This window comes from Candidatus Pseudomonas auctus (assembly GCF_048654275.1).
GTDB classification, from domain to species: domain Bacteria; phylum Pseudomonadota; class Gammaproteobacteria; order Pseudomonadales; family Pseudomonadaceae; genus Aquipseudomonas; species Aquipseudomonas pharyngis.
The window spans coordinates 223,046-235,174 of record NZ_JBJYZK010000008.1 but is presented as its reverse complement, the minus strand read 5'-3'; the positions used below and the strand labels follow the sequence as shown (position 1 = coordinate 235,174).

Genomic DNA, 12,129 nt, shown 5'->3' with positions numbered 1-12,129 from the left:
GGAACGCTCCCGCGTAACCGGCAAAGCTACCTTAATGACGGAAGGCAGTCCAGCCGAGTGGGGCTGGCACTTCGCCACAACTCAAGGCATGCTAGCCGCCTCTTGGGCGTCCGGCTTATAGTGCACGTCGCGCCAGTCCAGCCAGACCGCAGGATTACAGCTTGTCCAACGTCACTCCGCCAGCCTCTGTGAGCAGCACCCAACCGGCGCCCGGCTCGTCCCTGCGCGGAACCTTGAAAGGCGCGCTGGCGACGCTGGTGCTTTTGCTGCTGGCGCTGCTGTTCTGGCAACTGCTCGATCAACTGCGTGAAACCCAGAAAAACCAGCGTCAGTACACCATCGACTACACCGCCGACCTCGCCGCTCAGGTCAGCCTGAACATGGCGTTGAACGCGCAGATCGCCCTCAACCTGCTACCGATCGTCGAACAACCGCAGTCGGCCGACGAACAGCAGGCACTCCTGCGCAAACTTCAGAAATCACTGCCCGACCTGCGCAGCCTGGCCCTGCTCAGCCCGTCCGGAAAGATCCTCAGCGACAGCGCCGCCGACAGCCATGACGCCGATTACCTCAGCGATCTGGTGCGCCGCAGTCGCGCTCAGGCGCATTACTTCAGCAACGACGAAGACGGTTCGGTGGTGCATCTGCTACTGCATCAGGCCAGTGGCAGCACTCGCGGTTACTGGGCGCTGCGGCTGACACCCACCTTCTTTAAAGCACTGACCAAACAAGGCGAAACAGGCATCCGTCCTCTGTGGCTGGTGGAAAACCGCATCAACCATCAGATCATCAGCCGCGACGAAGCAATGCCCATCGGCAGCACCAGCGTCCTGACCCCGGACGATCTGGCCAACAGCGTGCTGACCGTGCCGCTGAGCAGCAGCGACTGGCAACTGCGTGGCCTGTTCGACCGCCAGCATGTGCTCGAACAACTGCTGCCGGCGTTCATCGGCAAATGCCTGTTGGGCCTGGCGCTGTCGCTGCTGCCGTTTATCGCCCTGCTCAACATGCGTCGTCGTCAGCGTCAGGTGCATGAGGGGCGTCGGCGTTATCAGGATATTTTCGAAGGCACCGGCGTGGCGTTGTGCGTGCTGGATCTTTCGGGGCTCAAACAGGTTTTCGAAAGGGCCCAGATCCAGACCAGCGACCAGCTCAAGGCCTGGCTCGACCAGCCGGCACAGCGCCAGCAATTGCTCCACGAACTGCGGGTGACCGAGGTCAACCAGGTCGCGCTGCAACTGCTCAACGTCAATTCCTGCGACCACGCCTGGCAACTGTTGATCGACGGTCAGCCGCACAGTCAGTGCGCCATCGGCAATCAAGTGCTGGACGCCGTGCTCCAGCAGCAAAAGCAGCTGGAACTGGAAATCAAGCTCCCGGACATCAATGGCCGCGACCAGCACCTGTGGCTGGTGCTGCGCCTGCCTCAGGAACAGCACGACTACAAGGCCGTGATCCTGAGCATCAACGACATCACCAGCCGCAAGCTGATCGAACTGTCGCTGCTGGAGCGCGAAGGTTTCTGGTCGGATGTGGTGCGTACCGTGCCGGATCATCTGTACGTGCAGGACGTGATCAGCCAGCGGATGATCTTCAGCAACCACCACCTCGGCCAGACCCTGGGCTACAACCGCACCGAACTGCATCAGATGGGCGAGTACTTCTGGGAAATCCTCCTGCACCCGGAAGACGCCGACTATTACCATCGCTCGCGGCAGATGCAGCGTCACGCCGGTTACAGCCAGTTGTTGCAATGTCAGCTGCGCTTCCGTCATCGCGACGGCGAGTGGCGGCGCTTCGACATTCGCGAACAGGCGCTGGCCCGGGACAAGCACGACCAGGTCACGCGGATCATCGGCGTGGCCAAGGACATCACCGAGCAGATCGAAGCCAGCGAGTCCCTGCGCGACAGCGAACAACGCTACCGGATGCTCGCCGAAAGCATCAGCGACGTGATTTTCTCCACCGACAGCAAGCTGTCCCTGAACTATGTCAGCCCCTCGGTGCAGGCAGTGCTGGGCTATGACGCCGAATGGATTTTCCAGAACGGCTGGCAGTCGACCATCGCCAACCCGCAGCAACTGAGCGGCATCTATCACCTGATGGATCGCGTCAGCAAAGCCCTGGGCAAACCCGAGCAACTGGTGATTTTGCGCAGCCAGGTGCAGACCCAGCTGTTCCTGTTCGACTGCCTGCGCGCCGACGGCCGCAAGATCCCGATCGAACTGCGCCTGGTGCTGGTGTGGGACGAGCATGGCGCCTTCGAAGGCGTACTCGGGGTCGGTCGCGACATCAGCCAGCAACGCCGCGCCGAGAAAGACCTGCGGATGGCGGCCACGGTATTCGAGCACTCGACCTCGGCGATCCTGATCACCGACCCGGCCGGTTATATCGTCCAGGCCAACGAGGCGTTCAGCCGGGTCAGCGGTTACGCGGTGGGTGAGGTGCTCGACCAGTTGCCGAACATGCTGACCGTCGACGAACAGCAGGACGCGCACCTGCGCTACGTGCTCAAGCAGTTGCATCAGCACAGCACCTGGGAAGGTGAGGTCTGGCTCAAGCGCCGCAACGGCGAGCACTACCCGGCGTGGGTCGGCATCACCGCCGTGCTCGATGACGAGGGCGACCTGGCCAGTTACGTGTGCTTCTTCAGTGACATCAGCGAGCGCAAGGCCAGCGAGCAGCGGATTCACCGCCTCGCCTACTACGACGCCCTGACCCACCTGCCGAACCGCACGCTGTTCCAGGATCGTCTGCACACCGCGCTGCAATCGGCCGAACGGCAGAAGTCGTGGGTGGTGCTGATGTTCCTCGACCTCGACCGTTTCAAACCGATCAACGACTCCCTCGGCCACGCCGCCGGCGACCGCATGCTCAAGGACATGGCCACGCGTTTGCTGGCGTGCGTCGATGATGACGACACCGTGGCGCGAATGGGCGGCGACGAATTCACCCTGCTGCTGCAACACCGCTCCAGCCGTGAAATGGCGCTGAACCGTGCGATCCACGTGGCCGAACAGATCCTTGGCAGTCTGGTACGACCGTTCGTACTTGAGGGACGCGAGTTCTTCGTCACCGCCAGTATCGGCATCGCCCTGAGCCCGCAGGACGGCAACGAACTCAGCCAACTGATGAAGAACGCCGACACCGCGATGTACCACGCCAAGGAGCGCGGCAAGAACAACTTCCAGTTCTATCAGGCCGACATGAACGCCAGTGCACTGGAACGCCTGGAACTGGAAAGCGACCTGCGCCACGCTCTCGAGCAGAACGAATTCGTGCTGTATTACCAGCCGCAGTTCAGCGGCGACGGCAAACGCCTGACCGGCGCCGAAGCCCTGCTGCGCTGGCGTCATCCGCGTCGCGGGCTGGTGCCGCCGGGGGATTTCATCCCGGTGCTCGAAGAACTCGGGCTGGTGGTGGACGTCGGCGACTGGGTGATCAGCGAGGCCTGCCGTCAGCTCAAGACCTGGCACCAGAGCCGCGTGCGCGTGCCGAAGGTCTCGGTGAACATTTCCGCCCGGCAATTCTCCGACGGCCAGCTCGGCACGCGGATCGCCACCATCCTCAGGGAAACCGGCCTGCCGCCGGCGTGCCTGGAACTGGAACTGACCGAAAGTATCCTGATGCGTGAAGTCAGCGAGGCGATGCAGATCCTTGCCGGCCTGAAGAACCTCGGCCTGAGCATTGCGGTCGACGACTTCGGCACCGGTTACTCATCGCTGAACTACCTCAAGCAGTTCCCGATCGACGTGCTGAAGATCGACCGCACCTTCGTCGACGGCCTGCCGTCCGGCGAGCAGGACGCGCAGATCGCCCGGGCGATCATCGCCATGGCCCACAGCCTGAATCTGGCGGTGATCGCCGAGGGCGTGGAAACCCATGAGCAACTGGACTTCCTGCGCGAGCATGGCTGCGACGAGGTTCAGGGCTATCTGTTCGGGCGGCCGATGCCGGCGGGCCGGTTCGAAGCACAGTTCAGCAATGATGCGCTGTTCATGTTTGACTGAACATCTGCGGTACGGCCTTCACGAGCAGGCTCGCTCCCACAGGAATTGATGTCGATCACAAAATCTCAGGCCTGCCTCGATTACTCTGGGAGCGAGCCTGCTCGCGATGAGGCGAGCAAAAGCACCGCACATCTGTCATGAACGCCACTTGTCTGCGACATGATGTCGTTTCATATGCCATCCAAAACCCGATGGGTTAGAATGCCCCCCTTTTCTGCCCCCCGATCCTTGAGGACCGCCATGTTCAGCCGTGATTTGACTATTGCCAAGTACGACGCCGATCTTTTTGCCGCCATGGAGCAAGAAGCCCAGCGCCAGGAAGAACACATCGAGCTGATCGCTTCGGAGAACTACACCAGCCCAGCGGTGATGGAAGCTCAAGGCTCGGTACTGACCAACAAGTACGCCGAAGGCTACCCGGGCAAGCGCTACTACGGTGGTTGCGAGTACGTCGACGTTGTTGAACAGCTGGCCATCGACCGCGCCAAGGAACTGTTCGGCGCCGACTACGCCAACGTTCAGCCGCACGCAGGTTCGCAAGCCAACGCCGCTGTCTACCTGGCCCTGCTGTCGGCCGGTGATACCATCCTGGGCATGAGCCTGGCCCACGGCGGTCACCTGACCCACGGCGCCAGCGTGTCCTCCTCCGGCAAGCTGTACAACGCCATCCAGTACGGCATCGATGCCAACGGCCTGATCGACTACGACGAAGTCGAGCGTCTGGCTGTCGAGCACAAGCCGAAAATGATCGTGGCCGGTTTCTCTGCCTACTCGCAGATTCTCGACTTCCCACGCTTCCGTGCCATTGCCGACAAGGTGGGCGCGTACCTGTTCGTCGACATGGCTCACGTGGCCGGTTTGGTCGCCGCTGGCGTCTACCCGAACCCGGTTCCGTTCGCTGACGTGGTGACCACCACCACCCACAAGACCCTGCGCGGTCCACGGGGTGGCCTGATCCTGGCTCGCGCCAACGCCGACATCGAGAAGAAGCTGAACTCCGCCGTATTCCCGGGCGCCCAGGGTGGCCCGCTGGAGCACGTGATCGCCGCCAAAGCGATCTGCTTCAAGGAAGCCCTGCAGCCTGAGTTCAAGGCTTACCAGCAACAAGTGGTGAAAAACGCCCAGGCCATGGCCAGCGTGTTCATCGAGCGCGGTTTCGACGTGGTTTCCGGCGGTACTGAAAACCACCTGTTCCTGCTGTCGCTGATCAAGCAGGAAATCTCCGGTAAAGACGCCGACGCCGCTCTGGGCAAAGCGTTCATCACCGTGAACAAGAACTCCGTGCCAAACGACCCACGCTCCCCGTTCGTTACCTCCGGCCTGCGCTTCGGTACTCCGGCCGTGACCACTCGCGGCTTCAAAGAGGCTGAGTGCAAAGAGCTGGCCGGCTGGATCTGCGACATCCTGGCAGACCTGAACAACGAAGCGGTGATCGACGCCGTTCGTGAGAAAGTCAAAGCCATCTGCAAGAAACTGCCGGTGTACGGCGCTTGATTGCGACGTAAAACCGCAGCATGAAAAACCGGCCAAGTGATTGGCCGGTTTTTTTTTCGCCCGGATTTTTTCAAACGCTTGAATCGCTCAAGAATGGGACTTGCCGCCCAGCTGGTCAGACCGGTCATGCCAATTCGTCATTTTTCACTTGCGATCCGTAAAAAACAGCGCCTAGACTGCACCCGCACTGGACATACCGGTAAGACCACAATAATTAAGTCCTGAATCTGATGCGCTTCGCGCACGGCAGCCAGGACACCGACCAGGATTCCTCCCATGCTCAGATGGTGCTCGCGTTCAATCTTCCTCCAAGTGGTTCTCGGACTGATGCTCGGCATCGTCTGCGGGCTGACCCTTCCTGAATACTCGGCCCAGCTCAAACCGCTCGGCGACGGTTTCATCAAACTGATCAAGATGCTCATCGGCCTGATCGTGTTCTGCGTGGTGGTCAGCGGCATCAGCGGCGCGGGCGATCTGAAGAAGGTCGGGCGTATCGGCCTCAAGTCGGTGATCTACTTCGAAGTGCTGACCACCATCGCCCTGGTGATCGGTCTGGTGTTCGCCTTCACCACCGGGATCGGCAGCGGCGCCAACATCCATCTGGAGCAACTGTCCGCCGCCGACATGGGCGACATCGCCGAACGCGGCCAGCACATGCACACCACCACTCAGTTCCTGATGGACCTGATTCCGACTTCGGTACTCGGCGCCTTTGCCGACAACAACATCCTGCAAGTGCTGTTGTTCTCGGTGCTGTTCGGCAGCGCGTTGAATCTGGTGGGCGAAGCAGCTTCCGGAATCTCGCGGCTGATCAACGAACTGAGCCATGTGATCTTCCGCATCATGGGCATGATCGTGCGTCTGGCACCGATCGGCGTGTTCGGCGCCATCGCCTTCACCACCAGCAAATATGGCCTTGATTCCCTGCAACACTTGGGCAGCCTCGTCGGCTTGTTCTACCTGACCTGCATCGCCTTCGTCGCGCTGATTCTCGGTCTGGTGATGCGCCTCTCGGGCCTGCGCATGTGGCCGCTGCTCAGGTACCTGCGTGAAGAACTGCTGATCGTCATGGGCACTGCGTCCTCCGATGCCGTGCTGCCGCAGATCATGCGCAAGCTGGAACATCTGGGCATCGGCAGCTCGACCGTCGGCCTGGTGATTCCCACCGGTTACTCGTTCAACCTCGACGGTTTTTCGATCTACCTGACGCTGGCCATTGTGTTCATTGCCAACGCCACCGGTACACCGCTGGCCATGACCGATCTGCTGACGATTTTGCTGGTATCGCTGATTACCTCCAAAGGTGCCCACGGCATTCCAGGTTCGGCGCTGGTGATTCTCGCGGCCACGCTGACGGCCATCCCGGCGATCCCGGTGGTCGGTCTGGTGTTGGTGCTGGCGGTGGACTGGTTCATGGGCATCGGCCGGGCGCTGACCAACCTGATCGGCAACTGCGTTGCCACCGTGGCCATCGCCCGTTGGGAAAAGGACATCGATGTGCAACGGGCGAACAAGGTGCTCAACGGCGAGCAGGGCTATAACTTTCAGCCGAGAAAAACCGTCGCTCAAGCGGCAGCCAAAGAATTCTGAATGACCGCCGTGCCTGCGCCAATGCAGGCACGGCACATGGAGCGAACCCGTGATTACTTCATCAACCGTCGTCAACTCAGTGGTAGAAAAACTTCGGGCGGCGCTGGCCCGTGGTCAGTGGCGCTCCGGCGAGATGCTGCCGGGCCAGCGCGAACTGGCCGAACAACTGGGCATCAGCCGCCCGAGCCTGCGTGAAGCGGTGATCGTGCTGGAAACCCTCGGTCTGGTGCGCTCGATGCCAGGCAAAGGCGTGGTGGTGCTCGACGCCCAGGCCAGTGACAGCCAAAGCCACGACAACGCGGTAGCCGGCGCCAGTCTCGAAGACGTGCTGCAACTGCGCTACACCCTCGAGCCGTTCATCGTCGGGCTGGTGGCGCAGTCAATCAGCAGCAAGGAAGTCGGGCAACTGCGCCTGACCCTGATGGACATGCGCGAAGCCCTCGAAGCGGGCGACAGCGAGGCCGGAGTCAGCGCCTACATCGCGTTCCACGAGGAGCTGTTCACCCTGACCTCGAACCCGATTTTCCAGAGCGTGGTGCAACAGACCAGCAACGCTCTCAAGCAAAGCGCCGAAGTGCTGCGCAATTCGCCGGAGCACCTGGCCGAACGCCTTGAAGAAAACGAAGCCGTGGTGCGCGCGATCCGCAGCAAGAACAGCGCCCAGGCCAGTGCCGAAATGCGCCGGCACATTTTGCGTGAAGGCCAGCGGATGGGCATCGAGCTGAATATTCCGGATGACAACCTGAGCCACTGAAACGCCTCACACAGGAGACCGGCCATGAACAGTCTTGCCACGCCGTCGCACCCTCGCCCGACCTCGGCGGCCCTGCCCTTCTCCCGCCTGCACGCGCCGGTGGACGATCTGTATCCGCGCCTGTTCGACGCAATCCTCGAACAGCGCATCGATGCTGCCAGCCGTTTCACCGAAGAAAGTCTCAAGCAGATGTTCGGGGTCAGCCGCGCCGATGTGCGCCGGGCGCTGACCCAGCTATCCCACGAACAGATCATCGTGCTGCGGACCAACCATCGGCCGCGTGTTGCTGCGCCGGACGCCGAGCAGACACGTCAGGCACTGCACGCCCGGCGCCTGACCGAGAACACGCTGGTTCGATTGGCTTGTCAGCATGCGCAGGCTGAAGATCTGAAGCGCCTGCGCGCCTTGATCGAAGGTGAGCGCCAGGCTGTGGATAAAGATCGACGCGGGGCGGCGATTCGCCTGTCCGGGGAGTTTCATTTGCAGCTGGCGAAAATGGCGCGGAATGCACCGTTGACGCATTTTCTCGGCACGCTGGTGCCGCTGACCTCACTGGCGATTGCGCGATGCGGTAAGCAGACGCACAGCTGTTGCGCGTGGGAGGAACACTTGGCAATTGTCGAGGCGGTGGAGCGGGGAGATATTTCAAAAGCCGGCATGCTGATGAATCGGCATCTGGAACATCTTGAGCAGACGTTGCTGGGTTCAGAATCTGAATATTGTGTTGCTGGTTAGAACGCCTTCGCGAGCAAGCCCGCTCCCACAATGAACTGCATTCTTCCTGACAGAATGCGATCTACTGTGGGAGCGGGCTTGCTCGCGAAGAGGCCCTTCGAGCCTCCACAAATTCAGTTTTGCTGTGCAGCCACCCTGGCAAACCCCGCCCGAATTTTCTCTTCCGGCAAATCGTCGGCGATAAACACGATCACGCTTTCCCGAGCCTCGCCCTCGGCCCACTCGGTATCCCAGTCGAAGCCGTAGAGTTTCAGCACACCCTGGAACACCAGCCGCCGATCTTCACCGGCAATGTTCAACACGCCCTTGTAACGCAGCAACTGCTTGCCGTGCGCATCCAGCAGTTCATTCATGAATTCGCTGAGCTGATCGATATCCAGCGGCTGGTCGGTACGCAGCACCAGACTGGAAATCCGGTCGATGGACGGCGCCTTGCTGACCGGTCGCAGACTCACCCCGCCGCCGAGATCGGCGTTCAGGTTGAAACCGCGCACATCGAGCAACTCGGCCAGATCGATGTTGCCGTGTTCGACCACGCGGATCGGCGCACGGCGGTTGATGCGGGTCAGGCGTTCGCTGAGCGCGGTGAACGAGGCCTCGTCCACCAGATCGGTCTTGCTCACCAGCAAGCGGTCGGCAAAACCGATCTGCGCCTGGGCAATGGTCTGGGTCAGATGCAGTTCGGCATGGGCCGCATCCACAAGGGTGATGATGCCGTCGAGCAAATAGCGTTCGCGCAGTTCTTCGTCGATGAAAAAGGTCTGTGCTACCGGGGCCGGGTCGGCCAGGCCGGTGCATTCGATGACCAACCGATCAAAAGCGATTTCGCCGCTGTCCAGCCGTTCAAGCAGCAGGTACAGGGCCTTGGTCAGGTCGGTGTGGATGGTGCAGCAGACGCAGCCGTTGGCCAGGGTCATGACTTGCACCGGCTCGTCGCCCAGCAATTGGGTGTCGATACCGGCGTCGCTGAATTCGTTTTCGATCACGGCGATTTTCAGGCCGTGCTCGGCTTTCAACAGATGGCGCAGCAAAGTGGTCTTGCCGGCGCCGAGGAAACCGCTGAGTACCGTTACAGGTATTGGAGAAGACAACATCGATCCCCTTCACGAAATTGATGAGCAACACAAAACAAATGTGGGAGCGGGCTTGCTCGCGAAGGGGGTCGTGTCAGTCGACATCATTGCTCAATGACACACCACTTTCGCGAGCAAGCCCGCTCCCACAGGGGGATTGCATCAACCGAAGGCTGTCAGATCAACAGCACTTCGGCCCACCCTTGCCACCGTAACGGGCTTCCTGACGTTCGCGGAAGAACATCTCGTAGCTCATCACCGGTTTGTCCGGGTGTTTGGTCTGCATATGCTCGACGTAGGTGTCGTAGTCGGGCATGCCGACCATCAGGCGCGCGGCCTGACCGAGGTATTTACCGAGGCGACTCAGGTCATTGAACATGCTGCAATCCTCTGGTTACGCGTCCGGCAGGGCCTGGAATGGCGATTCTTTGTCCGTACGCTCTTTTTTGCCCCAGGCGGCGATGCCGACCTTGAGCGCATAGAACAGGATGCTGAATACCACGAACAGGAACAGCGCGGTCAATGTGGCGTTGGTGTAGGCGTTGAAGATCACGTGCTGCATCTGCTCGACGTTCTTGGCCGGAGCGAGCACCTGACCCGCGGCCAGTGCGTCGTTGTATTTCTTGGCCAGCGACAGGAAGCCGATCGCCGGGTTGGCGTCGAACAGCTTGATGAAGCCAGCAGTCGTGGTGCAGATCAGCAGCCAGGTGGCCGGCAACAGGGTGACCCAGATGTAGCGCTGGCGCTTCATCTTGATCAGGACCACGGTGCCGAGCATCAGCGCGATACCGGCGAGCATCTGGTTGGAGATACCGAACAGCGGCCACAGGGTGTTGATACCACCCAGCGGATCGATCACGCCCTGATACAGCAACCAGCCCCACATCGCCACACAACCGGCGGTGGCGATCAGGTTGGCGGTCCAGGATTCGGTACGTTTCAGTGCCGGTACGAAGGAGCCGAGCAGGTCCTGCAGCATGAAGCGCCCGGCACGGGTGCCGGCGTCCACAGCGGTCAGGATGAACAGCGCTTCGAACAGGATCGCGAAGTGGTACCAGAACGCCATGGTGTTTTCACCCGGCAGGACACTGTGCAGGATCTGCGCAATACCGACCGCCAGGGTCGGCGCACCACCGGCACGGGCCAGGATGGTGGTTTCGCCGATGTCATGCGCCACGGCTTGCAAGGCTTCCGGGGTAATTGCAAAGCCCCAGTTGCTGACTGCGGTTGCCACAGCCACCACATCACCGCCGACCACGGCAGCCGGGCTGTTCATGGCGAAGTACACGCCCGGCTCAATTACCGAGGCAGCGACCATGGCCATGATGGCCACGAACGATTCCATCAGCATGCCGCCGTAACCGATGTAGCGGGCGTTGGTTTCGTTATCCAGCAGCTTCGGCGTGGTCCCGGAAGAGATCAGCGCGTGGAAGCCCGATACCGCACCGCAGGCGATGGTGATGAACAGGAACGGGAACAGACCGCCCTTCCACACCGGACCGGTGCCGTCGACGAACTGGGTCAGCGCCGGCATTTTCAGCTCGGGCATGGTCACCAGGATGCCGATCGCCAGAGCGACGATGGTACCGATCTTGAGGAAGGTGGAGAGGTAGTCACGCGGTGCAAGGATCAACCACACCGGGAGCACGGCGGCGACAAAGCCATAACCGATCAACATCCAGGTAATTTGCACACCGGTGAAGCTGAAGGCTTTGGCCCAGACCGGATCGGCGGCAATCTGCCCACCGAGCCAGATCGAACCCAGCAGCAGCAACACGCCGATGACCGAGATCTCGCCGATACGGCCCGGACGGATGTAGCGCATGTAGATGCCCATGAACATCGCGATCGGGATGGTCGCCATCACGGTGAAGATGCCCCACGGGCTTTCAGCCAGGGCTTTCACCACGATCAGCGCCAGCACCGCGAGGATGATGATCATGATCAGGAAGCAGCCGAACAGGGCGATGGTGCCGGGGATGCGGCCCATTTCTTCACGCACCATGTCGCCCAGGGACCGGCCGTTGCGACGGGTCGACATGAACAGAACCATGAAGTCCTGCACCGCGCCCGCCAGCACCACGCCGGCGATCAGCCACAGCGTGCCGGGCAGATAGCCCATCTGCGCCGCCAGTACCGGGCCGACCAGCGGCCCCGCGCCGGCGATGGCTGCGAAGTGGTGACCGAAAAGAATGTGTTTGTTGGTTGGAACGTAGTCCAGACCGTCGTTGTTGAGCACGGCGGGGGTGGCCCGACGCGGATCGAGTTGCATCACATTGTTAGCGATGAACAGACTGTAGTAACGGTACGCAACCAGATAAATGGCCACGGCGGCGACCACAATCCACAAGGCGTTGATCGCCTCGCCTCGGCGCAATGCCACTACGCCCAGGGCGCACGCTCCTACGATTGCCAGCAGCAGCCAGGGTAAGTGGCGTAGCAGGCTATTATTATTTTTCATTTTATTATTCCA

The 12,129-nt window shown here is 61.0% G+C and carries 8 protein-coding genes; 5 read left to right on the top strand and 3 right to left on the bottom strand.

What is annotated here, in order from left to right; translation table 11 throughout:
• Positions 1–161: 161 nt before the first annotated feature.
• The 5 genes from ACKUG4_RS17230 to ACKUG4_RS17210 all read left to right on the top strand — a co-directional run bounded on the left by ACKUG4_RS17230 (position 162) and on the right by ACKUG4_RS17210 (position 8,583).
• Positions 162–4,010, top strand: coding sequence for a bifunctional diguanylate cyclase/phosphodiesterase (locus tag ACKUG4_RS17230; RefSeq protein WP_445434471.1), 3,849 nt, complete (start codon positions 162–164; stop codon positions 4,008–4,010).
• Positions 4,011–4,250: 240 nt separating this feature from the next.
• Complete coding sequence (gene glyA / locus ACKUG4_RS17225; RefSeq protein WP_075948374.1) at positions 4,251–5,504, top strand: serine hydroxymethyltransferase; 1,254 nt, start codon at positions 4,251–4,253, stop codon at positions 5,502–5,504.
• 276 nt (positions 5,505–5,780) lie between these two features.
• Entirely contained in the window at positions 5,781–7,094 is a 1,314-nt protein-coding gene (locus ACKUG4_RS17220; RefSeq protein WP_085612603.1) for a C4-dicarboxylate transporter DctA, read from the top strand.
• Between the two features lie 49 nt (positions 7,095–7,143).
• Positions 7,144–7,848, top strand: a complete 705-nt coding sequence (locus ACKUG4_RS17215; RefSeq protein ID WP_064599554.1) for a FadR/GntR family transcriptional regulator — start codon at positions 7,144–7,146, stop codon at positions 7,846–7,848.
• Positions 7,849–7,872: 24 nt separating this feature from the next.
• Positions 7,873–8,583, top strand: coding sequence for a GntR family transcriptional regulator (locus ACKUG4_RS17210; protein ID WP_445434470.1), 711 nt, complete (start codon positions 7,873–7,875; stop codon positions 8,581–8,583).
• Positions 8,584–8,696: 113 nt separating this feature from the next.
• On the opposite strand, the gene yjiA is transcribed toward ACKUG4_RS17210, so the two are convergent.
• From yjiA to ACKUG4_RS17195, 3 genes are all read right to left on the bottom strand, one after another.
• Positions 8,697–9,677: a GTPase gene (gene yjiA, locus ACKUG4_RS17205; RefSeq protein ID WP_445434469.1), complete on the bottom strand. Its 981-nt coding sequence runs from the start codon at positions 9,675–9,677 to the stop codon at positions 8,697–8,699.
• 160 nt (positions 9,678–9,837) lie between these two features.
• Entirely contained in the window at positions 9,838–10,035 is a 198-nt protein-coding gene (locus ACKUG4_RS17200; RefSeq protein ID WP_003228401.1) for a YbdD/YjiX family protein, read from the bottom strand.
• Between the two features lie 15 nt (positions 10,036–10,050).
• On the bottom strand, positions 10,051–12,117 hold the full coding sequence (locus ACKUG4_RS17195; protein WP_039771745.1) for a carbon starvation CstA family protein: 2,067 nt from the start codon (positions 12,115–12,117) through the stop codon (positions 10,051–10,053).
• Positions 12,118–12,129: the final 12 nt, after the last annotated feature.